Source organism: Serratia sp. LSHTC3 (assembly GCF_057197125.1).
Genome location: NZ_JBXUNP010000002.1, coordinates 576,466 through 597,968, shown reverse-complemented (window position 1 = coordinate 597,968; position 21,503 = coordinate 576,466). Strand labels below are relative to the sequence as shown.

Annotated in this window: 24 protein-coding genes and 3 tRNA genes; 11 read left to right on the top strand and 16 right to left on the bottom strand. The window is 58.0% G+C overall.

All coding sequences use genetic code 11. The features are described from left to right. Positions 1–27 precede the first annotated feature (27 nt). Complete coding sequence (locus AC2CGI_RS10045) at positions 28–165, top strand: hypothetical protein (protein WP_162138956.1); 138 nt, start codon at positions 28–30, stop codon at positions 163–165. A gap of 96 nt (positions 166–261) precedes the next feature. Continuing rightward, positions 262–531, top strand: coding sequence for a hypothetical protein (locus AC2CGI_RS10040; protein ID WP_004927920.1), 270 nt, complete (start codon positions 262–264; stop codon positions 529–531). 57 nt (positions 532–588) lie between these two features. On the opposite strand, the gene AC2CGI_RS10035 is transcribed toward AC2CGI_RS10040, so the two are convergent. From AC2CGI_RS10035 to AC2CGI_RS10025, 3 genes are all read right to left on the bottom strand, one after another. After that, positions 589–1,140 carry a hypothetical protein gene (locus AC2CGI_RS10035; protein ID WP_004927924.1) on the bottom strand — a complete coding sequence of 184 codons (552 nt, stop codon included), beginning with the start codon at positions 1,138–1,140 and terminating at the stop codon, positions 589–591. Then, entirely contained in the window at positions 1,106–1,387 is a 282-nt protein-coding gene (locus tag AC2CGI_RS10030; protein ID WP_004927927.1) for a hypothetical protein, read from the bottom strand. Before AC2CGI_RS10030 ends, AC2CGI_RS10035 begins: the two co-directional genes overlap by 35 nt. 141 nt (positions 1,388–1,528) lie before the next feature. Continuing rightward, positions 1,529–1,981, bottom strand: coding sequence for a PaaI family thioesterase (locus AC2CGI_RS10025; RefSeq protein WP_004927931.1), 453 nt, complete (start codon positions 1,979–1,981; stop codon positions 1,529–1,531). Between the two features lie 237 nt (positions 1,982–2,218). Between AC2CGI_RS10025 and AC2CGI_RS10020 the strand changes: the two genes are divergently transcribed. Next, positions 2,219–3,559, top strand: a complete 1,341-nt coding sequence (locus tag AC2CGI_RS10020) for an anaerobic C4-dicarboxylate transporter (RefSeq protein WP_075684798.1) — start codon at positions 2,219–2,221, stop codon at positions 3,557–3,559. 163 nt (positions 3,560–3,722) lie between these two features. Here the strand turns inward: AC2CGI_RS10020 and AC2CGI_RS10015 are convergent. The 6 genes from AC2CGI_RS10015 to uvrY all read right to left on the bottom strand — a co-directional run bounded on the left by AC2CGI_RS10015 (position 3,723) and on the right by uvrY (position 7,913). After that, a tRNA-Leu gene (locus AC2CGI_RS10015) sits at positions 3,723–3,808 on the bottom strand. A 10-nt stretch (positions 3,809–3,818) separates the two neighbouring features. Next, positions 3,819–3,892 (bottom strand) — tRNA-Cys (locus AC2CGI_RS10010). A gap of 712 nt (positions 3,893–4,604) precedes the next feature. Then, a tRNA-Gly gene (locus tag AC2CGI_RS10005) sits at positions 4,605–4,680 on the bottom strand. 144 nt (positions 4,681–4,824) lie between these two features. Beyond that, complete coding sequence (gene pgsA / locus AC2CGI_RS10000) at positions 4,825–5,373, bottom strand: CDP-diacylglycerol--glycerol-3-phosphate 3-phosphatidyltransferase (protein ID WP_004927937.1); 549 nt, start codon at positions 5,371–5,373, stop codon at positions 4,825–4,827. A 58-nt stretch (positions 5,374–5,431) separates the two neighbouring features. After that, positions 5,432–7,264 carry an excinuclease ABC subunit UvrC gene (gene uvrC, locus AC2CGI_RS09995; RefSeq protein WP_015377403.1) on the bottom strand — a complete coding sequence of 611 codons (1,833 nt, stop codon included), beginning with the start codon at positions 7,262–7,264 and terminating at the stop codon, positions 5,432–5,434. Beyond that, complete coding sequence (gene uvrY / locus AC2CGI_RS09990) at positions 7,257–7,913, bottom strand: UvrY/SirA/GacA family response regulator transcription factor (RefSeq protein ID WP_004927947.1); 657 nt, start codon at positions 7,911–7,913, stop codon at positions 7,257–7,259. Before uvrY ends, uvrC begins: the two co-directional genes overlap by 8 nt. Positions 7,914–8,617: 704 nt before the next feature. Between uvrY and AC2CGI_RS09985 the strand changes: the two genes are divergently transcribed. Further along, a complete protein-coding gene (locus AC2CGI_RS09985; RefSeq protein WP_004927950.1) occupies positions 8,618–8,842 on the top strand; it encodes a DUF2594 family protein in 225 nt (74 codons plus the stop codon). A gap of 123 nt (positions 8,843–8,965) precedes the next feature. Then, positions 8,966–9,307 carry a GlpM family protein gene (locus AC2CGI_RS09980; RefSeq protein ID WP_004927953.1) on the top strand — a complete coding sequence of 114 codons (342 nt, stop codon included), beginning with the start codon at positions 8,966–8,968 and terminating at the stop codon, positions 9,305–9,307. A gap of 17 nt (positions 9,308–9,324) precedes the next feature. On the opposite strand, the gene AC2CGI_RS09975 is transcribed toward AC2CGI_RS09980, so the two are convergent. Together AC2CGI_RS09975 and AC2CGI_RS09970 are read right to left on the bottom strand one after the other, a co-directional pair. Continuing rightward, positions 9,325–9,756 carry a hypothetical protein gene (locus AC2CGI_RS09975; protein WP_028128013.1) on the bottom strand — a complete coding sequence of 144 codons (432 nt, stop codon included), beginning with the start codon at positions 9,754–9,756 and terminating at the stop codon, positions 9,325–9,327. 171 nt (positions 9,757–9,927) lie between these two features. Beyond that, entirely contained in the window at positions 9,928–10,242 is a 315-nt protein-coding gene (locus AC2CGI_RS09970) for a hypothetical protein (RefSeq protein ID WP_033633390.1), read from the bottom strand. A 544-nt stretch (positions 10,243–10,786) separates the two neighbouring features. Here AC2CGI_RS09970 and AC2CGI_RS09965 point away from each other — a divergent pair. Then, positions 10,787–11,146: a hypothetical protein gene (locus AC2CGI_RS09965; protein WP_004927961.1), complete on the top strand. Its 360-nt coding sequence runs from the start codon at positions 10,787–10,789 to the stop codon at positions 11,144–11,146. A gap of 40 nt (positions 11,147–11,186) precedes the next feature. On the opposite strand, the gene AC2CGI_RS09960 is transcribed toward AC2CGI_RS09965, so the two are convergent. The 4 genes from AC2CGI_RS09960 to AC2CGI_RS09945 are packed head-to-tail and all read right to left on the bottom strand — an operon-like array spanning position 11,187 to position 14,782. Further along, positions 11,187–12,455 carry an FAD-dependent oxidoreductase gene (locus AC2CGI_RS09960; RefSeq protein ID WP_076740351.1) on the bottom strand — a complete coding sequence of 423 codons (1,269 nt, stop codon included), beginning with the start codon at positions 12,453–12,455 and terminating at the stop codon, positions 11,187–11,189. Further along, positions 12,448–12,708 carry a (2Fe-2S)-binding protein gene (locus AC2CGI_RS09955; RefSeq protein WP_075684801.1) on the bottom strand — a complete coding sequence of 87 codons (261 nt, stop codon included), beginning with the start codon at positions 12,706–12,708 and terminating at the stop codon, positions 12,448–12,450. The genes AC2CGI_RS09960 and AC2CGI_RS09955 overlap by 8 nt, the downstream gene beginning before the upstream one ends. Next, the gene (locus AC2CGI_RS09950; protein WP_484593944.1) at positions 12,705–13,835 is read right to left on the bottom strand and encodes an NAD(P)/FAD-dependent oxidoreductase; all 1,131 of its coding nucleotides are present in this window, start codon (positions 13,833–13,835) and stop codon (positions 12,705–12,707) included. Before AC2CGI_RS09950 ends, AC2CGI_RS09955 begins: the two co-directional genes overlap by 4 nt. After that, positions 13,835–14,782: a 4-hydroxyproline epimerase gene (locus tag AC2CGI_RS09945; RefSeq protein ID WP_015377398.1), complete on the bottom strand. Its 948-nt coding sequence runs from the start codon at positions 14,780–14,782 to the stop codon at positions 13,835–13,837. Before AC2CGI_RS09945 ends, AC2CGI_RS09950 begins: the two co-directional genes overlap by 1 nt. A 389-nt stretch (positions 14,783–15,171) precedes the next feature. Between AC2CGI_RS09945 and AC2CGI_RS09940 the strand changes: the two genes are divergently transcribed. Beyond that, the gene (locus tag AC2CGI_RS09940; protein WP_015377397.1) at positions 15,172–16,026 is read left to right on the top strand and encodes an AraC family transcriptional regulator; all 855 of its coding nucleotides are present in this window, start codon (positions 15,172–15,174) and stop codon (positions 16,024–16,026) included. Positions 16,027–16,057: 31 nt separating this feature from the next. Here AC2CGI_RS09940 and AC2CGI_RS09935 read toward each other — a convergent pair whose 3' ends face one another. Continuing rightward, positions 16,058–16,204 carry a hypothetical protein gene (locus tag AC2CGI_RS09935; RefSeq protein ID WP_154612852.1) on the bottom strand — a complete coding sequence of 49 codons (147 nt, stop codon included), beginning with the start codon at positions 16,202–16,204 and terminating at the stop codon, positions 16,058–16,060. A 29-nt stretch (positions 16,205–16,233) separates the two neighbouring features. On the opposite strand from AC2CGI_RS09935, the gene AC2CGI_RS09930 reads away from it, so the two are divergent. Genes AC2CGI_RS09930 through AC2CGI_RS09915 form a run of 4 tightly spaced genes read left to right on the top strand, consistent with a single transcriptional unit; the run spans position 16,234 to position 21,468 of the window. Next, a complete protein-coding gene (locus AC2CGI_RS09930) occupies positions 16,234–17,154 on the top strand; it encodes a dihydrodipicolinate synthase family protein (protein WP_015377396.1) in 921 nt (306 codons plus the stop codon). A 54-nt stretch (positions 17,155–17,208) separates the two neighbouring features. Further along, a complete protein-coding gene (locus tag AC2CGI_RS09925; protein WP_076740352.1) occupies positions 17,209–18,825 on the top strand; it encodes an aldehyde dehydrogenase (NADP(+)) in 1,617 nt (538 codons plus the stop codon). 44 nt (positions 18,826–18,869) lie between these two features. After that, the gene (locus tag AC2CGI_RS09920; protein WP_015377394.1) at positions 18,870–20,435 is read left to right on the top strand and encodes an APC family permease; all 1,566 of its coding nucleotides are present in this window, start codon (positions 18,870–18,872) and stop codon (positions 20,433–20,435) included. 19 nt (positions 20,436–20,454) lie between these two features. Then, a complete protein-coding gene (locus AC2CGI_RS09915; RefSeq protein ID WP_031300116.1) occupies positions 20,455–21,468 on the top strand; it encodes an Ldh family oxidoreductase in 1,014 nt (337 codons plus the stop codon). The last annotated feature ends 35 nt before the right edge of the window (positions 21,469–21,503 follow it).

Sequence of the window (21,503 nt, the reverse complement as noted above, 5' to 3'; positions counted from 1 at the left end):
CACTCTTTATTGATGAAGAACATGATCATGAGCAAAATGGACCTTCCCATCATTATCGGCATCCTGGTGATGCTGACCCTGTGGCTCGGCGCGCTTTTCAACATTGGCGATATCACCTTCAGCATTTCACGTCTGTTTCACTGGATTGAAAGCCAACGCGGCTAACCCGACGCCGCCGCAGGCGGTGGGAAACTTCGGCTATGATTGATAGACGTTACGCCATTTTCCGAGACTGTCGCTCGCGATAAAGAGGACCGCATCATGACCGACTATGAGTTCTACAATCAGATCCTGACCCACCTGGCCGCCAATCACCCCGGCACGCTGGATGAAAAAACCTACGAACTGTGGAAGCAGGACGCCACCAGCCCGCACGCCTTCGCCGATCCCTTCGCCTATCTTAAAACCAAGGGGCTGATACAAGCCTATGTGATGAGCGACATCGACGAGAACAACTATGATATCGATCCGCACCAAACGCGGATCACCACCGCCGGTCTCGAGTTCATACGCAACGGCGGGTTTAAGTAAGCAACAAAAAACCGCCGGGCGGCGGTTTTTTATCCTAAAAAGCCTGCGGCCGGTGGTTCAGGCGGGGAAAGGCCGATAAAAAATGCGCAGCACTTCGTTGTCGCCCTGGCGTAAAAAACCGCCTTCCGGCTGCCAGCGCAGATCGCGCGCCAGATTGAGATTTTCCCAACCGACCGCGCCGCCCACGCCGATGCAAAGATTTTTATTGCCCGCGGCAAATCCCGCACCGGTGCCGATCATAGCATGCAGCAATCGGGGCGCCGCCGCATCGCGCATGGAAAATATACCGATAAAACATCCCTGCGGCGCGCGCAGCATATCCGCCATGGTGCGGATCTCGGTATCATCAGGGCTGACGAAATGTTTATATTGCTTATCGAACACCGTCAGCCACAGCTGCTTGTATTTCGCCTTGCTGAGCGCGCCTGAACGGTGAGCGCAAAGCACCACCGCATCCCAGCACATCTCCCCGCTCAACGAAAGGTACTCTTCCGTATCGGCTTGCGGCTTGTCGGCGTAATGCCGCGCAAATTCAGCCGCATTCAAATGCGGCGGCACGGCCTGTTTGGCAACGTCACTCTTGTAGCGCTTGAAATTCAACCAATGCATGGGGAGTATCCTCTTCACCCGCGAGATTAATGAATCTGAAACCGTGGATGAGACGAGCCATCACATCCAGGGCGTCGTCGGCGATGGCGGTTTCGTCGTCATTCAGACCCTGCGCCACCGACCGCTCAATCGCGTTCATCACCGCCGGAGCGCTGGTTTCTTCCCCCTGCGCCACCACGTCTAATACGGCTTTGCCGATCGCCAGACAAAGCTCATGATCAAACTCAACCTCTTTATACGGCTGCATAATCACCCCGATAAATTTTCACCCAAGAATACTAGACCACAATGGCGTATCGCGCCTGCCATCGTAGCGCAGCAAGGCATGCAGCCGAAGATAAATGCATCCGGCTCCGGGTTGATAGCCCGAAGCCCGATAAAAAGCAGGTTATTGCGGTGCTTGTTCGGTGGGGCGAATAATAAAGCAAGTGGCGGTTGCCGAAGCCAGCAGCTTCCCTTCCGCCGTTTTGAGCGTGCCTTCAGCAAAAGCGACGTTCTTCGCCGCATAGACCAGACGCCCCTCGGCGATCAGATCAGTTTCCTTCGGCACAGGGCGCAACATTTTAACCTGCAGATCGACGGTGCCATAGCCAATCCCCGCGCCCAGCGTACTGTGCACCGCGCAACCGGTCACCGAGTCCAAAACCGTGGCGGCGAAACCGCCATGTACGCCCCCCAGTGGATTCAGATGGCGCCCGTCGGCCCGCGCCGCGATGCGGATATACCCCTCTTCCACCGCGACCGGTTTCATGGGCACGGTTTCAGCGATCGAGGCCGGTGGGATCTTGCCAGCCATCGCAGCCTGTAATAACGCCAGCCCGGTCATTTTTGTCGGATCCATTGCTCTCTCCTCTGGTGGTAAACCGGTTATATAGGAGAGGTCTGACCTCTTAACTTGCTTTTTCGTGCTGATGTCGTCAGCCGCCTGCTCTTCAGATTCTCTGAACGTGACCGTCATCACTCTTTAGAGCTAATAACCACAATTTTTTAGCGCCTTTAGATTTAAAACAACTTTCTACTGTAAACACCGCCGGAAACTGAACGCAGTTAAGTTCAACATTATTAAGGCGTATCTATCATGGATTTCTTTCTGCAATTAGCGGTTATATTGGCATGCCTGCTGTATGGGGCGCGTAAGGGCGGCATTGCGCTGGGGTTACTGGGCGGTATCGGTTTGATGATCCTGGTGTTTGGCTTTCACCTGCAGCCCGGCAAACCGCCGGTAGACGTGATGCTGGTGATCATCGCGGTGGTGGCGGCCTCCGCCACCCTGCAAGCCTCAGGCGGGTTGGACGTCATGCTGCAGATCGCCGAGCGGATGCTGCGGCGCAACCCGCGTTATGTCTCGATCATCGCCCCCTTCGTCACCTGTATTCTCACTATCCTGTGCGGCACCGGCCATGTGGTGTATACCATCTTGCCGATCATCTATGACGTGGCGATCAAAAATAATATCCGCCCGGAACGGCCGATGGCGGCCAGTTCGATCGGCGCGCAGATGGGCATTATCGCCAGCCCGGTCTCGGTGGCGGTGGTGTCACTGGTGGCAATGCTCAGCAGCTACACCTTCAATGGCCGCCATCTGGAATTCCTCGATCTGCTGTCTATCACCATCCCTTCAACGCTGTGCGGCATTCTGGCGATCGGCATCTTCAGCTGGTTCCGCGGCAAAGACCTGGACAAAGATCCGGAGTTCCAGAAGTTCATCTCGGTGCCGGAGAACCATCGCTATGTCTACGGCGACGCCGCTACCCTGCTGGACCGGGTATTGCCGCGCAGCAACTGGATCGCCATGTGGATTTTCCTCGCCACCATCGCCCTGGTGGCGGTGCTGGGGGCCTTTTCCGGCCTGCGGCCCAGCTTCGGCGGCAAGCCGCTCTCCATGGTTCTGGTGATCCAGATGTGCATGCTGATGGCCGGGGCGCTGATCGTTATCATCACCCGCACCAACCCGGCGTCTATCTCTAAAAACGAGGTGTTCCGTTCCGGCATGATCGCCATCGTGGCGGTGTATGGCGTCGCCTGGATGGCGGAAACCATGTTCGGCGCGCACCTGACGCAGATAGAAGCCACGCTGGGCGTGCTGGTGAAAGAGTACCCCTGGGCCTATGCGCTGATCCTGCTGCTGGTGTCGAAATTCGTCAATTCGCAGGCTGCCGCGCTGGCGGCGCTGGTGCCGGTGGCGCTGGCGATCGGCGTCAACCCGGCCTATATCGTCGCTTCAGCGCCGGCCTGCTACGGTTATTATATTTTGCCGACCTACCCCAGCGATCTGGCGGCAATCCAGTTCGACCGCTCCGGCACCACCCGCATCGGCCGCTTCGTGATCAACCACAGCTTTATTCTGCCCGGCCTGATTGGCGTCAGCGTCTCCTGCGTCTTCGGCTGGATCCTCGCTGCGGCGTTCGGTTTCTTATGAGTTGTACTTCGGAGCCCTGCGGGGCTCCCTGCAGGCAGGGTAGCGGCATGACAAGAAAGGAAAAAATGCAGGCGTAACGCGAATTACAAAAACAAAAAAACCGCCTCTCGGCGGTCTACGACATTACTACTTATTGCTTTGATTATTCGGTATTTTTGTTCCCTGGTACCCGGGGCGGGACTTGAACCCGCACAGCCATAAGCCGAGGGATTTTAAATCCCTTGTGTCTACCGATTTCACCACCCGGGCTCGGGAAAGTTGGAGGCGCGTTCCGGAGTCGAACCGGACTGGACGGATTTGCAATCCGCTACATAACCGCTTTGTTAACGCGCCTTTATTCTGTTTGCCTTTTCAGGCCAAAGCCGGTGATTCACCCACTTCGTTTTGTTCTTTTCAATCGCGATGTTGAAATCGCTTATCTTAATCATCTGATTCTTAAGTAATTTATTTCGTCACCGCCGAATCGATGGACTGCATTATGGACTAAACCCCCCACCTTGGCAACCCCCCGAAATAGCAAAAAGTTCTCTAACGCTTTCAACTGCTTATTTTGTGGGCGCACTGTTCACAATGCCAACGGAAAGGCAAGCGGAATGTTGATTTTATATGCATCGGCTTAGGGATTCACGGGCAAATCGGATCTTTTTTCTCGACAGGAATCGCTTACCCGTGCCCTCCCCGGCTTTTCATTTGCTTACGATCATGGGGTACCGGGCAAAGCATCATCATGGGGACATCGCGCAATCTTCGGTGCCACCGCCCTGAACGACCAACGCAACTGCAGAACTGGAGACTCACATCGCGTTGTACGCCGCACGATGGCTCGGCATCAATACCCCACAGAGCATCGACATGATATCCAATCAAATGTGCCTGTTTTCAGGAGTATCCTGCGGTATGAAAATGGCAGGAGATATAGGGACAAGAATCGATGCAGGAAGATGAAGAAAGGTTTCGCCGGACGGCAAAGGAATAGAAAACGAAAAAGGGGCCGAAGCCCCTTTTTCTTACCTGCCGAATCACGAAGATTCAACAGGCTAATGTTTGGAGCGGGAAACGAGGCTCGAACTCGCGACCTCAACCTTGGCAAGGTTGCGCTCTACCAACTGAGCTATTCCCGCATTACCAGAACTTACTGATTTCTTTGCTATCTTTCGGCAATTCATCGTTGTCGTCTGATGCGATGCATTCTACTTACCTGACGTGATGAGTCAATAAAATTGTTGGCACACCACGATCGTTTGCCGCTTTTTGCAGCGTATCGATCACGGTTCCAGCAAATCGTTGCGTGCCGCGTTCAAATATTGGAACATCGACCAGAAAGTCAGCACCGCCGCGATATACAACAAGCCAATCGCCACATACTCTACGGAACGATCCGGCCGCCACAGCAAGCCCACCAGCGACATCATCTGCGCCATGGTTTTCACTTTGCCGATCCAGGACACCGCCACGCTGCTGCGTTTGCCAATTTCCGCCATCCACTCGCGCAGCGACGAAATGATGATTTCACGGGCGATCATAGTGGCCGCCGGCAGCGTGATCCACCAGCTGTGGTAGTGCTCCGCCACCAGCACCAGCGCCACCGCCACCATCACTTTGTCCGCGACCGGATCCAAAAACGCCCCGAAGCGCGTCGTTTGTTTCCAGCGACGTGCCAGGAAGCCGTCAAACCAGTCGGTGACGGCGGCAAACACAAAGATAACGGCGCAAACCATCGGAGCCCAGTTGAACGGCAGATAAAACGCCAGCACAAAGAATGGGATCAGAACTACGCGAAACAGGGTAAGCCAAGTCGGTATATTCAATTGCATAATGCTACGGTAACTATCTGGCTAGAGTGGAAATTAAGAGTATGTTGCTACATTGCCCTCAGTGTTTCAATGCATTGTAGATCTTTTCTGCCAATGCTTGTGAAATACCCGGCACTTTTGCAATTTCCTCCACGCTGGCGTTCAACAAAGGTTGCAGTCCGCCCATATACTTCAACAGCACCTGGCGCCGTTTCGGCCCTACGCCTTCAATCAGCTCCAATGCGCTGGTATTCCTGACTTTCGCCCTTCTCTGCCGGTGACCGGTAATGGCATGATTGTGCGAATCGTCGCGGATGTGTTGGATCACATGCAGCGCCGGCGAATCCGGCGGCAGAGAAATCCCTTCACCTTCCGGCACGAAGAACAACGTTTCTAACCCTGCCTTGCGGTCGGCGCCTTTGGCGATGCCGATCAACAGCGGCTTATTCTTGTCCCAGGTAACATTCAGCGATTTGAATACGTCGATCGCCATGCCGAGCTGCCCTTTACCGCCGTCGATGAAGATGACATCCGGGATCTTTTTCTCTTCCAGCGCCTTGCCGTAACGGCGCTTCAGCACCTGCGTCATCGCCGCGTAGTCATCGCCAGGAGTAATGCCGCTGATATTGTAACGCCGATACTCCGCTCGCACGGGGCCGTTTCCGTCGAACACCACGCACGAAGCCACGGTCTGCTCACCCATGGTATGGCTGATATCGAAGCACTCCATACGGTTGATTTCCGTCAGGTTCAGCACTTTGGCCAATTCCGCCAGCCGCTGATGGATCGTCGACTGTTGCGACAGCCTGGTGGTCAACGCCGTTGCCGCGTTGGTGCGCGCCAGTTTCAGATAACGGGCGCGATCGCCGCGCGGTTTGCTTTGAATTTGGATCTTGCGCCCCGCCAACTCGGAGAGCGATTCCGCAAGCAGGTCTTTTTCCGGCAGGCTGAAATCCAGCAGGATCTCGCCGGGCAGCGTACGCGCCTGGCTGCCTTGCAGATAGAACTGGCCGACAAAGGTCTGCACCACCTCACCCATATCCGTGCCGCCCGGCACTTTAGGGAAATAGCTGCGGCTGCCCAGCACCTTGCCCTGACGGATGAACAGCACGTGCAGGCACGCCATACCGGCATCGAACGCCACGCCGATCACGTCCAGATCGTCGCTGTCGCCCGACACGAACTGCCGTTCTGTGACGCGGCGCACAGCCTGAATTTGATCGCGAATGCGCGCCGCTTCTTCGAAATTAAGCAGTTTGCTGGCTTCTTCCATACGCTCAATCAGCTGGTGCAATACCTGCTGATCTTTGCCAGAAAGAAACAGCCGCACGTAATCCACCTGCTGCCGGTACTCTTCTTCGCTCACCAGCCCGGCAACACAAGGCCCCAAACAGCGGCCGATCTGATACTGCAGGCACGGACGCGAACGGTTGCGATACACGCTGTTTTCGCACTGGCGGATTGGGAACAGCTTCTGCAGCAGCGCCAGCGTCTCGCGCACGGCGTAAGAGTTGGGGAAAGGCCCGAAATATTCGCCTTTGGCGTGTTTGGCGCCGCGATGCACAGCCAAACGGGGATGGGTATCCGCACTGAGAAAAATCAGCGGGTAAGATTTATCGTCTCGCAAAAGAACATTATATCGCGGTTGGTACAATTTAATGTAGTTATGTTCCAACAGCAGCGCTTCTGTCTCGGTGTGGGTAACCGTTACGTCTATTTGCGCGATATTTTTAACCAGCGTCTCGGTTTTACGGCTGCTGACCTGCTGCCGAAAATAGCTGGCGAGACGCTTTTTCAGGTCTTTGGCTTTACCGACGTAGATCACCGTACCCGTGGCGTCATACATACGGTAGACGCCGGGCTGGCTGGTGACGGTACTCAGGAAGGCTTTGGCATCAAAACGGTCATTCACTGCTTAACAACGTCTCCGCATTGAACAATCCATGTCGGATGGCCAGGTGAGTCAATTCGACGTCGCCGCTGATATTCAGTTTGCTGAACATGCGGTAACGGTAGCTGTTCACCGTTTTCGGGCTGAGACTCAGTTGTTCCGAGATCTCATTCACTTTTTTGCCTTTGGTGATCATCAACATGATCTGTAACTCGCGTTCAGACAAGCAGCTGAACGGCGTTTCAGCCTGCGGTTCCAACTGACTCAGGGCCATCTGCTGTGCGATATCAGACGCGATATAGCGCTGCCCGGCATGCACGGAACGCAAGGCGTTAATCACTTCCTGCGGCGCGGCGCCCTTGCTCAGGTAACCGGCGGCACCCGCCTGCATCACCTTCGCGGGCAAAGGGTTTTCAGTATGGATGGTCAACATGATGACTTTGACGTCGGGTGCATAACGCACAATCTTGCGCGTGGCTTCCAGCCCGCCAATGCCCGGCATATTCATGTCCATCAGCACGATATCGACAGCGTTGCCGCGGCACCATTTTACGGCGTCTTCACCGCACTGAGCCTCACCGACAACTTTTATACCTTTGATATCTTCAAGAATGCGTCGTATCCCTGCGCGCACCAGTTCGTGGTCATCAACAAGAAGAACGCTAATCAAGGAAAAATCTCCAAAAAAAGGGAGTAACGCAATCGGCCTCTGTTTTCGCCAGAGATATTACTTGTTTTTCAGACAAGAATGAACACAGATTAATACATACTTCCGAATAACTTTGCGGAGCAGAGCTGATTTTTCAATTTTAGCCGTCTATGCCGCCGATAAATCGTCACGTCGGAAAAGATCGGGCGACGAAAATAATTTCGTCGCGCTGCGTCTGACACAGGATAGCGCGACAATCATGCCGCGAGGGAGAAATCTGTGTAAGCAATCACGACATGAATAATATTAACACGGCTGTTGGCTGTTTGTAATCATTTGATATTTAAAGGCGTAACAAAATCTGCGGCCAACGTGGGTCCGGCAACCCTCGGTCGAAACTATTATTCCCGGCAAACGCCGGTAAAATCGGCGCCTCCGCCCCCAATAATTATAATAACCCCGATTGTTCAACAATAACGTACCGGAAAAATACTTGTTAACCACCTCGAAATAACTTGCCAAGAGTAGATGATTCAGACAGGCAATGAGCGAACGTTGCCCATCCGCGAGACCTGAGCAAGCCCGGTGCAGATGACAGACTCATGCTATGCTATACTCCGCGCCCAGTTAAATTCGCCGCCGCGCCCGGGGCTACTTTTTAGCCCGCGCGCGGTGCGCCAAAGCAGCTTGTATCAGGCTACGGCCTCAAAAAATCAGGAGAGAAAATGAGCAACGTTGATTTCACTACGTCTGCAAACCCGGAAATCTTGGCGACCGAGGTTGCCTGCCTCAAAGCTACGCTGACGCTGATCTTGAAGTCGATCGGCCAGGCCGACGCCGGGAAAGTCATCATCAACATGGAACGTTTCATCGCGCAGATTGAAGATCCGACTCAGGCAGAAATCTTCAAGAACAGCATTCAGCAAATCAAGCACGCTTACCGTCAGTAAGCGTTGCGCCCCAGACCCGCACTTCTTGTGGGTCTGCTTTTCACCACGCTACGCCACACCCCATTGATCTTGCACGTGCTTTCGGGCAGTGTGTTGACTTTCTCCCCCACACCCGAGACCGTTATGGGCATCCTTGTCAAAGCGCTGATCGGCGCGCTGGTCGTGGTTCTAATCGGCCTGCTGGCCAAAACGCGCAACTATTATATCGCCGGTTTAGTCCCGCTCTTTCCCACTTTCGCCCTGATTGCGCATTACATTGTCGGCAGCGAACGTTCAATTGCGGCACTGAAAACGACGCTGATTTTCGGCATGTGGGCGGTATTGCCCTACCTGGTATATTTGATTTCGCTGTATTTCCTGATTAACAGCCTGCGGCTGTCGTTAGCGCTGGGGGCGGCGGTACTGTGCTGGATTGCGGCGGCGTGGCTATTAATTACGCTGTGGGGATGGTGGCAAGGGCGTTAACGCCCTTGCCTGGGCTGTTACGGCCGCCCTGCCTGCAACACGAAGCCTCGCTGCCGATCGCCGGCGATGCGCAGATAGCGGCTTTCACCGGCGCGCAGCGTCATCGGCACGCTGCCGCTGGTTTCACGCCAAATACATAGAGAGTTCTCGATCATATCTTGCCCGATACTGACCGAAATATTGCCTGGCGGCACGCGAAACTCTGCTTTTTCTTTTGCCTCGAGTGAAGCGGCAAACTCCCCATTCACATAGACGCCAGTGCGGCAGCTGCCCGCCAGCATTCCGCTGTCGCGCACCACGACCACCGTAGCGTAAGGCGTATCCGGGATATTCTGATAGAGCATCAGACGGCTTGGGGGGGGCAACTCAGCCTGTTGCGGCGGTACGGCTTGAGTCGCACACCCCGTCAGCAGTGCAGAGGCAAATAACAACGCGGCGTAATGCTTCATCCTTGGCTCCTGAAGAAAATAATGCTTATCGTAGCAAGAGAATAGCTGTCTCCAGTAGCCTTCATACCGCAGAGACGAAAAAATCGGATAACTTCCCACTCCTCTCAAGAACCTGCAGGGATAAGAAGATTCTGCATTAAAGCCATTGAAATAAAGGCGATTCTTGCAGATTTAAAACTTGATCATGCCACGTTGGATATCTGCCGCAAAAGCACCACTGACGTAACTGAAACCATCCTGCGTGACATAAACCCGGGTATGACCGGTCTCTGATAACACCGCCACCATATATCCCAGGCTGATCATTTCATGGGACGGAACGTTCATCGGGGTTAGAAATCCGCGCCCACGGCACCACTGATAAAAGCGGGTTCGCCCATATCCCAACACGGCGCCAACATCGGAGAGGTGCTTAAAAGTATCATAATCCTCTGATGGTGAAGGTAAACCGTCATGACTTTCAGGCGTTTTCTTTATCCCAGACAAAATAAACTCCTTTTTTGACTCTGTCTCGTACGGTTATCCTTCCTCTAAAATGAATTTAAAAAATCCAAATTTAAAATGCAAATGAATTCCCTGTAACTAAAAAGTCTTCCCCAGAAAAAACCTGAAAATAAAACCCCAATAAAAAAACAGAAATAAAAAAATAAGGTATTAATACTGAGCATTAAATCCTTGGCATAGGTAAATATCCTAAATAAAAATAATAGTCATACCGGATAAGAAAATACTTAGCCTGCATATTATTTCCCTCATTAAAACGATGCAATTGCGGTCGGATCATTGCGGCATAAAGAGAATGAATAAAATCAATGCCACATCGTCCAGCCCTCGCCGTGAGGTCGCGGATCCTTACAGACTGCCCTCAATGCACCACATCCTCTCTCAACGCGGCACTTCCTCAATCACACCTAAACAATAACCATTATCATTTCCAATTGTTCCGCCAGTTTATTACACTTTCCCACCTCGTCAGTTGGGAACATTCCTAGGCTGCGAGCCTCAGGATAGAGAAAGAGTTAGGGACACCATGAAGAATTGCCGTTGTTTGATTGTTTTGCCGTTATTGATGTTGACCGCCTGCACCCAATGGGAAAGGCCTGGCGCGGTTGAGAGTACCCGGAATGCCGAATATGCCGAATGCCGCAGCCGCGGATACGATCGCTTCCCCCCGGACGTGGTGCGGGACGTGGAGTTCAGCTACGAAAACAAATACATTCCTTGCGAGAAGAATAAGAAAGACTGTCCATCGGGATACCGCTACGACAAGGAGCCGTCGATTAAAACAGTGCAGACCGATCGCAATCAGTCCGCCCGAGACGCCACCATCGAAGCCTGTATGTACGGCAAAGGCTGGCGGGAGAAAACCTACTATTGGCCGCAATGGTAATGTGGCGGCGTTTGCCTGGGGCGAGATGCCGCTAACCCATTCAACCATCGTCATCACATCGGTTCAGCCCCAGCGCAACCAGCGTTTCCGTCCTGACCGGCGTTAAAGGCACACGCGGCGACGGCAAAGGCCAGCCCAAAAGCTGCCTCGCCGCCGTTGCGCAGACTTTACCCTGGCATGCCCCCATACCACAGCGGCTGCTCATCTTAGCCGTGTTCCAATCCGGCTGATGGCGTACCTGTTCCAACGTAACGTCTTCGCAGCGGCACAGTAACGTTTGCGGATTGGCCAGCGAATTCAAGCGCTCATCGAGTGCGAAGGCATTTGCCGCCGCCGTGGCGAAACGCCGCCACCGCCGCCGCTGCGCCGCCAGGCGCTCTGCCTTTTCCCGCTGCCCGGTGGCGGCATAGCCGGCAATGGCACCTTCAGTGAGCGCCAATTCACTGCCGCCGATGCCGGTACACTCCCCGGCAGCAAAAATTTGCACCTGGCTGGTTTGCTGCCAATGATTCACCGCTACGGCGTCATGTTCTATCCGACACCCCAACAGCATCGCCAGCTCAATGTTCGCCACCAGACCAAAACCGCAGGCCAACCTGTCGCAGGCGATCGTTCTTTCCCGCCCGCCGTTATTGACACGCACCGAGGTTAAACGTGCTTGCCCCAACGCCGCCTGCACCCGGCTACCGGCACGGTAATGATGCGGCATCAAAGAAAACGCCTGACGCAGCTTGGCCGGCCAGCGCCACAGGCCGCCGGCAAACGCCGCCAACCGCCACAGCGGCGCCTGCTCCGCCAACATGACCACCTCTCCGCCGGCCTGTTTCACGCTGTCGGCCACCGCCAACAGCAGCGGACCACTGCCGGCGATCACCACTCGCTCGCCACGGATCGCCAACCCCTGCTTGATTTGCGCCTGTAAACCACCGGCGCCGGTCACCCCCGGCAGCGTCCAGCCGGGAAACGGCAACAACAGTTCACGCGCGCCATTGCATAAAATCAGCTTTTGATAGCGAATCACGCCGCAGCCCTCGGCGTCTTCATATGCCAATCGGTTAGCGCCACACTGCGCCACCAGCTTGCAGCCAGACTGCAGCGCAATATTTTCCCGCGCCGCCACCGCCTGCCGATAGCGGTTCGCCGTTTCAGGTAAAGCCACCTGCATCCCGTCGCGCCAGATTTGCCCGCCGGGATGCGGATTATCATCAATCATTCGCACCTGGCCACCACTTTCCGCAGCGGCCAGCGCAGCCGCCATGCCGGCCGGCCCGGCACCGACGATCAGCACCTCACAATTGAAGTTACTCATCATCGTTCCTCTCTATGCGCATGCCGGCTTGGCACAGCGTTTGGCACGCCAGCCGACGCAGGCCGTTAATGGTCACCCGGCACTCCTGACAAACGCCCATGCCACAAAAGGGAGCCCGCGGTTGGTGTGAAACAGATAACCGACAACGATCGTCGCCGCACAGGCTGAGCGCCGCAGCAACGCTGAGACCAACCGGCACCCGCCGGTGTTCTCCATCGATGATCAACGCGATCGTATTTTGTCTTTCATTCATACAGGCAACTCCTCGGCGGCAAACGCCCGCGCAGCCAAATACGGGGAATCGTCAATCTCCGGCGTTTGCCGGCCAATCTGCGCAGTAATCAGCGCAGCGCTGCCGAGCGCAGTCGTGACGCCCAATCCCTCATGCCCCAGCGCCAGCCACAGCCAGGAATGCCGCGGATGCACGCCCAACAGCGGCAGCCCGTCGGCAGAGGCGGCGCGCAACCCGGTCCAGCAGCGAATGATGTTCATCTGCGCCAGTGCGGGCAAGAAATGCTGCGCACGCGTAAGCATTGCCGCCAACAGCGGCATGTCCAACGCCGAATCGACGGCGTCGAACTGGCGGGAAGAGCCGATCAGCCATTGTCCGGTGGGCCGCGCCTGCACATTGAAAGCCACCGACGTGCCGTTACTGGCATGCGCGCTGGCGCCATACCCCAGCTCCACCAGTTGATGCCGCACCCGCGGCGGGTAGCGATCGGTGATCGCCAGTTGGCCCTTCTTGGCGTGAAGCAAAGTCTGCGGTAATAGGCTATTGGCCCTAAGGCCGCAGGCCAGGACCACCACCGGCGCGGCCAGACGTCTGCCGTCCGCCAGCCGCACGGCTTCCTCTTCCAACGCTGTCGCTTCACCATGCACCACGTCAATTGCCGCACCACGGTCGGCCAACAGCCAGCGAGCCGCGAGCGGCGCATACAGAATGCCGTCGCCCGGCACCCGCAGTCCGCCGGCCAGGCCGTGCCGCAGCATCGGCTCCATGACGGCGATCTGCTCTGCCGTCAGCAGTTCCGCGGCCACGCCCTGCTCCGCCAGCCGCGCCCGCTTTTGCTCGGCGATGGCCATTTCATCCGCTTGATCCGCCAACCACAGCGTACCGCAGCCACGCCAGGCGCAGGTTTCCGGCATGCGCCCCGTCACTTCGCGCCACAACCGCAGCGAATAAGCGCTCAACGCCAGCTCGGCAGGATTATCGTCCATGCAAACCAGATGCCCCATACCGGCGGCGGTGGCGGTGGCGCCGGCGCGGCGATCATCCACCACCGAGACACGATACCCTTCCCGCGCCAGCCGCCAGGCGCAAGCGGCGCCGATGATACCGGCACCGACCACGATGACATCGGCTCCCCGCTCGGCGCCCATCAGCGTATCCCCCAGACGAAGGGATCGCGTTCGTCGAGCAGCAGTTGGCTATCGGCGCACACATAGGCCTGCCCGCGAATAAAGGGGGCAATGCGATCGCCGTTCCAACGATAATAGGCCTGGAATTCGCTGCCGATCACGCTGGCCTGCCGCCACTGCGTGTCCGGCGGCAGTTTGCCGTCCGCCGCCAGACACGCCAGTTTGGCGCTGGTGCCGGTACCGCACGGAGAACGGTCATAGGCTTTGCCGGGGCACAGCACGAAGCTGCGGCTGTCGGCCTGCGGATCGTCACCGAACAGTTCGATATGGTCTATCGCTCCGCCGTCTTCACCGCGGATGCCCGCCTGTTCCAACGTTTGTCGCACCGCCCAGGTGAACGCGGTCAAGGCCTCCAGATTGTGTTTATCGATGGGCAACGGTGACTCGCCGATCAGGAAAAACCAGTTGCCCCCCCAGGCGATGTCACCCGTCACCGGCCCGTGACCGGCAACCTCAAGCCGCACCTGGCGGCGGTAGCGATAAGCCGCCACGTTCTCCACCGTGACGCTGCCGTCATCATGCAGCGTGGCGCTTACCGGGCCGACCGGGGTCTCGATCAGGTGGCGCCCGGCGTGGATGCGCCCCAGATGAGCCAGCGAAGCGATCAGCCCGATAGTGCCGTGCCCGCACATGCCCAGATAGCCGCTGTTGTTAAAGAAGATCACCCCGGCGGTGGCCTGTGGCGAGCAGGGGCGGCACAGCAATGCCCCCACCAGCACGTCATTGCCACGCGGTTCGAGCATCACCGCGCAGCGCCAATCGTCATAATGTTGTGCGAAACGCGCCCGCCGTTCCGCCATGCTACCCTCGCCGAGATCGGGAAAACCTTCCACGATCAGGCGGGTCGGCTCTCCGCCGGTATGAGAATCGATCGCCCGCAAAGCGGTGATATGCGCAGAAAGTGCCATCGGCGTCTCCTGGGTTAATGAGATGTTACCAATGGCATTAGCCTGAACGAATGTGAGCATGACGGCTTGATGCATTTCGGCGCAGCGAATGAAGAAATCAGCACAGTGACAAACGTCAGGCCTGACGCGTCGCGGGTATGAGTTTAACGGTTGTCATAATAATGACTTATTTATCATGTCGTTATTTTCATGCTAAACCCTTGTGTAGCGAGAAACGCCTCAGTTTTCAAGCAACCGCCAATCACCGTCCGGCAAAAGTATGCGGCAATCCGCATATTTGGCAGCCCGCCGGAAATAGCGCTTGCTTCGTTACAAAAAAGTTAATATTGATGCGAAAGCGCCAATCTGGCTCGCCTGTTTTTCCGGCTAACGACCGAAAAGGGACTGCTATGCGATCCATTTCAGACCATCAACATCAGATTTCTCTCTCGCCGCCAGCCCTGGTGGGGCTGCCGGATCAGGAGGACGTTTTCGCCGTCGAACATTTGTCGCGCCTGTGCGACGGGCTGGCGCAGCAGCGCCCGAACAACCTGCGCGATCTGCTGAATACGCTGGCGCTGATCGCGCCGTTGCTGAACGCGATCCCCAACGTGGTGTTCTTTATCAAAGACGCCCAGGCTCGCTACCTGCTGGCTAACCTGACGCTGGCCAGGCGCTGCGGTTTCAAAACCGTGACGCCGCTGCTGGGCAAAACCTCCGCCGACGTTTTTCCCGCTCAGCTCGGATCCGGCTATACCGAGCAGGATCTGCGGGTATTGCGCCACGGCGTGTTGATCCAGGATCAGCTGGAAATGCACCTGTACAACGGCCGAGAAACCGGCTGGTGCCTGACGCAAAAGCTGGCGCTGTATGACGCGCAGGGAAAAATCATCGGTATGGCGGGTATTTCTCACGATCTGCAGGAGGCCAGAGCCAATCATCCGGCCTACCAGCGGCTGGCGGCGATCGACGTGCATATCCGCCGCCACTACGCCAGACCGATCGCGCTTGAAGAGCTGACGGCGCTGACCGGGTTATCGGTGGCGCAGATCGAACGCTACTGCAAACGTATCTTCCACCTCACCCCGCGCCAGATGATCCACAAAGTGCGGCTGGAAAAGGCCACGGAACTCCTGGCCGGCGATCTGCCGATCACGGACATCGCGCTGCAGTGCGGCTATACCGATCACAGCGCCTTCAGCCGTCAGTTCAAAGCGATGACCGGCTCCACGCCGCGCGATTTTCGCCTGACGCTTTCCGCTTAACGCGCTGATTTACCCCGTTAACCCTCTCTTCTCACGGCGTACCGACGCCCGATTTTTCACGCCCGCTTTCCGCCGCTATTGTGCCAATTTCGTCGCGGCAATCGGCGAAAAGCGTCAAGCCTCCCTGCGCAATACCGGTCAATCTGTCGGTGAGCCTTACCAAAGATTCACTTTTCATTAACACTTTCGGACGACAGGACAAACACGATGAGCCATAAAACCCTAAGCTGGAGCGGCGTATTCCCGGCGGTGACGACCCAATTTCGCAACGATTTCTCTCTGGATCTCGACGCCACCCATACGGTGATCAAAAACCTGGTGCGCGACGGCGTCTCCGGCCTGGTGGTGTGCGGCACCGTCGGTGAAAATACCTCGATGACAGTGCAGGAAAAGCTGGCGGTGATCGAGGTGGCGAAAGACGCCGCCGACGGTAAAGTGCCGGTGATCGCCGGCATCGCCGAGTTCACCACCGCCTTCGCGCAGAATATGGCGCGTGAAGCGCAAAAGGCCGGCGTCGACGGAATTATGGTGATGCCGGCGCTGGTCTACTCCGCCAAACCGCACGAAACCGCCGCGCACTTCCGCAGCGTCGCTGGCGCGACCGATCTGCCGATAATGGTCTACAACAACCCTCCCATTTACAAAAATGACGTCACGCCCGACATTCTGACCTCGCTGGTCGACTGCGAGAACATCGTGTGCTTCAAAGACTCGTCGGGCGATACCCGCCGCTTTATCGACCTGCGCAATGAAGTCGGCGATCGCTTCGTGCTGTTCGCCGGATTGGACGATGTGGTGCTGGAAAGCATCGCCGTCGGCGCGCAAGGCTGGATCTCCGGCATGTCCAATGCCTTCCCGCGCGAAGGGGAAACCCTGTTCCGGCTGGCGAAGGAAAAACGCTATGAGGAAGCGTTGGCGCTATACAGCTGGTTTATGCCGCTGCTGCACCTCGATGCCCGCCCCGATCTGGTGCAGTGCATCAAACTCTGCGAACAGCGGGTCGGCCGCGGCAGCGCTGTCACTCGCCCTCCGCGCCTGGCGCTGCAGGGAGAAACGCTCACCGAGATCAACGCCGTGATCGATAAAGCGCTGGCCACCCGCCCTGCGCTGCCGAACGTCGGCCTGTGACGCCTTCATCGCCCGGCCATGCCGGGCGTCATGCTTTATCTACCGGGGGAACCGATGCCCAACGATCGCTACGCCGCCATCAGCGGCCAACAATTTATCGGCGGCCAACGCCGCGCCGAAGGGGAAGCGTCGCTGTGTAGCCTGCGCGCCGACGACGGTCAGCCAACCGGCTACCGCTTCCACCAGGCCACGGCGGCAGAAACCGCCGCCGCCGCAGAAGCCGCCGCAGCAGCCTTTGCGCCCTATTCACAGCTCAGTGCAGAACAACGCGCGAACTTTCTCGACGCCATCGCCGAAGAGTTAGACGCATTGGATGATGTTTTCTTCACCTTCGCCATGCAGGAAACGGCCTTGCCGCCTGCGCGGTTGAGCGGCGAACGCGCCAGAACCAGCGGCCAGATGCGGCTGTTCGCCACGCTGCTGCGGCGCGGCGACGTCGAGGGCGTGCGCATCGATTGCGCGCTGCCGCAGCGTTCCCCCCTGCCGCGCCCCGATCTGCGGCAATACCGCACGGCGCTCGGCCCAGTGGCGGTCTTCGGCGCCAGCAACTTCCCGCTGGCGTTTTCCACCGCGGGCGGTGATACCGCCGCCGCGCTCGCCGCCGGCTGCCCGGTCGTGTTCAAGGCGCACAGCGGCCATATGATTACCGCCGAGCTGACCGCTCAGGCGATCGAGCGCGCTCGGGAACGCACAAGGATGCCCGCCGGCGTCTTCAACATGATCTTCGGCAACCGCGTGGGGGCCGATTTGGTACAACATCCGGCGATTCAGGCAGTGGGATTCACCGGCTCGCTGCAAGGCGGCCGGGCGCTCTTCGATCTGGCGATGCAACGCCCTCAACCTATCCCGGTCTTCGCAGAAATGTCGAGCATCAATCCGGTAGTGATCCTGCCCAAGGCGTTGGCGCGGCGCGGGCAGCGCATTGCGCAGGAACTGGTCTCTTCCTTCACACTCGGCTGCGGTCAGTTCTGCACCAAGCCCGGCGTAATCGTCGCGCTGCGCGGCGCCGCCTTCGATCGGTTAACCGAAACGATGAGCGCCCTGGTCAACGCCGCCGAGCCGCAGCCGATGCTGAATGCCGGCACGCTGGAGCACTACCGTCACGGGCTGGCGGCCCTCGATGCCCATCCAGGTATGCGGCGTCTCGCAGGCCGAAGCGAAACGCCCACGCTTCGGGCGGCGGCGCAGCTTTATCAGGCGGAAGAGGCGCTGTTGCTGCAGGCTGACCCGCTGCTGCAACAAGAGGTCTTCGGCCCGGTCAGCATCCTGGTGGCGGTGGATAACGAAACGCAGCTGCATGCGGCGCTAACGGCATTGCAAGGCCAGTTGACCGCCACGCTGCTGGCGGACGACGACGATCTCGATGTGGCCGCCGGGCTGACGACACTGTTGGCGCGCAAAGCCGGTCGGGTGCTGTTCAACGGGTATCCGACCGGGGTGGAAGTGTGCGACGCCATGGTGCACGGCGGCCCTTACCCGGCCACCAGCGACGCACGCGGCACCTCGGTAGGCACGCTGGCCATCGAGCGTTTCCTGCGGCCGGTCTGTTTGCAAAACACCCCTGCGGCGCTGTTGCCGCCGGCGCTGCAGGACGCCAACCCGCTCAACCTGCTACGGCTGGTGAACGGCGTTTACACCCGAGCCCCCCTGGTTTCACCTGCCCCAAATTAGCCCGGCCGCATCTGCCTGCCATTCAATAACAAAAGGGTAATACCATGACAACCCAAGGCAAATTCAAGAAGCAGCTTACGCTCACCGACCTGACGTTCATCGGTCTGGGCGCCATCTTCGGCTCCGGTTGGCTGTTCGCCGCCAGCCATGTCTCCTCCATCGCCGGCCCGGCCGGCATCTATTCCTGGCTGATCGGCGGCCTGGCGGTGCTGCTGCTCGGCATCGTCTACTGCGAGCTGGGCGCCGCCCTGCCGCGCGCCGGCGGCATCATTCGCTATCCGGTATTCTCGCACGGCGAACTGATGGGTTATCTGCTGGGGTTTATCACGCTGATCGCCTTCTCGAGCCTGATCGCCATCGAAGTCGTCGCCGCCCGGCAGTACGCCGCCGCCTGGTTCCCGTTCCTCAGTCAGCCGGGTTCCGGCGATCCAACCGCGATCGGCTGGCTGGTGCAGCTGGCGCTGCTGTGCTTTTTCTTCGCGCTCAACTATTACAGCGTCAAAACCTTCGCCAAATCCAATAACCTGATCAGCGTGCTGAAGTTTCTGGTGCCGCTGTTGGTGATCGTGGTGTTGTTCAGCTTTTTCAAACCGGAAAACCTGCACAGCCAGGGCTTTGCTCCCTTCGGTTCCGCCGGCGTTGAGGCCGCCATTTCCGCCGGCGGCATCATCTTCGCCTACCTCGGCCTGACGCCGATCATTTCGGTCGCCAGCGAGGTGCAACGGCCGCAGCGCACCATTCCCATCGCGCTGATCCTGTCGGTGGTGCTGTCCACCATCATCTATGTGCTGCTGCAGATAGCGTTTCTCGGCAGCATCCCCAGCGAGATGCTGAGCGGCGGCTGGGCCGGCATCAGCCAACAGTTCTCCCTGCCGTTCCGCGACATCGCCATCACGCTGGGCATGGGATGGCTGGCGTTTCTGGTGGTCAGCGACGCGATCGTTTCGCCGAGCGGCACCGGCAATATCTATATGAACGCCACGCCTCGCGTGATCTACGGTTGGGCGCGCGCCGGCACCTTCTTCAAACTGTTCACCCGGGTGGATGGCGAGTCAGGTATTCCTCGCCCGGCGCTGTGGCTGACCTTCGCTCTCTCGGTATTCTGGACGCTGCCGTTCCCATCCTGGGAAAAACTGATCGGCGTGGTGTCCGCCGCACTGGTGCTGAGCTACGCCATCGCCCCGGTCACCGCCGCCGGGCTGCGGCGCAATGCGCCCGATATGCCGCGTCCGTTCCGGGTCCGCGGTTTTTGCGTGCTCGGCCCGCTGTCGTTTATTATTTCGGCGCTGATCGTCTTCTGGTCCGGCTGGGACACCGTCTCCTGGCTGCTCGGCTTGCAGATCCTGATGTTCTTCATCTACATCCTGTTCAAGAATCAGGTGCCGACCCACGCCGTTAGCCTCAGGCAGCAAATTTGGTCCTCGCTGTGGCTGATCGTCTTCTATGCGCTGGTGATCGGGCTTTCCTACCTCAGCAGCTTCGGCGGCATCGGCGCTATTGCTCATCCATGGGACACCCTCACCATGGCGGTGATTGCGCTGGCGATTTACTACTGGGGCGCCTATACCTGTTTACCCCAGGCCAATTTTATCGGCGATGAAGAAGAATGAACCCAGGGAGGAGATCGAAATGACATCCATGCATGTGCTGTCGCTGGAACAGGCTTATCAACTGGCGTTGCGTACGCTGCGCAGCAACGGTTTCAATCAGGCGCATGCCGAGGCGGTGGCGCAAAATGTCACCCAGGGCGAACGCGACGGCTGCGCTTCTCACGGGCTGTACCGGCTGTTGGGCTGCGTGCGATCGCTGCGGGCAGGCAAGGTTTCTGCCGATGCGATGCCCAGATTGCTCGACCAGGCGCCGGCCATCTTGCGCGCCGACGCCGGCGGTGCGTTTTCCCTGCTGGCCTACCGCACCGCTCTGCCGGCCTTTATCGAGAAAGTGCGCACCAACGGTGTCGCCGCGCTGGCGATCAACCGCTGCGTGCATTTCTCCGCGCTCTGGGCCGATATCGAACCGCTGACCGAGCAGGGGTTGGTGGCCTTGGCCTGCACGCCCAGCCACGCCTGGGTGACGCCGGCCGGCGGTTCGCGACCGCTCTTCGGCACCAACCCCATCGCCTTCGGCTGGCCGCGTCCGGATCGGCCGCCGTTTTTGTTCGACATGGCCACCAGCGCGGCAGCGCGCGGCGAAATCGAATTACACCGCCGCGCCGGCACCCCGCTGCCTGAAGGCTGGGGCATTGATAAGGCAGGCAACCCGTCCACCGATGCCGCCAGCGTGTTGGAGGGCGCGATGCTGACCTTCGGCGGGCATAAGGGCTCGGCGCTGGCGGCAATGGTTGAATTGCTGGCAGGGCCGCTGATCGGCGATATGACCAGCAAGGAATCGCTGGCCTATGACGATGGCACCGGTTCGTCGCCTTACGGTGGTGAGCTGGTCATCGCGTTGGATCCCGAGCGTTTTCTCGGTGCGGATAAGGCGAAATATTTCGTCGGAGCGGAGGCGATGTTTGCCGATATGCAGGCGCAAGGCGCCCGCATCCCCGGCGAACGCCGTTATCGGCAACGGCGCCAGAGCGAGCAATACGGCGTGGAAATCCCCAAGGCGTTGTACGACGAAATAGTGGCGCTGTGCGATTAACGCTGGATTTATGCCCCCCGCCGGCAACCCGGCGC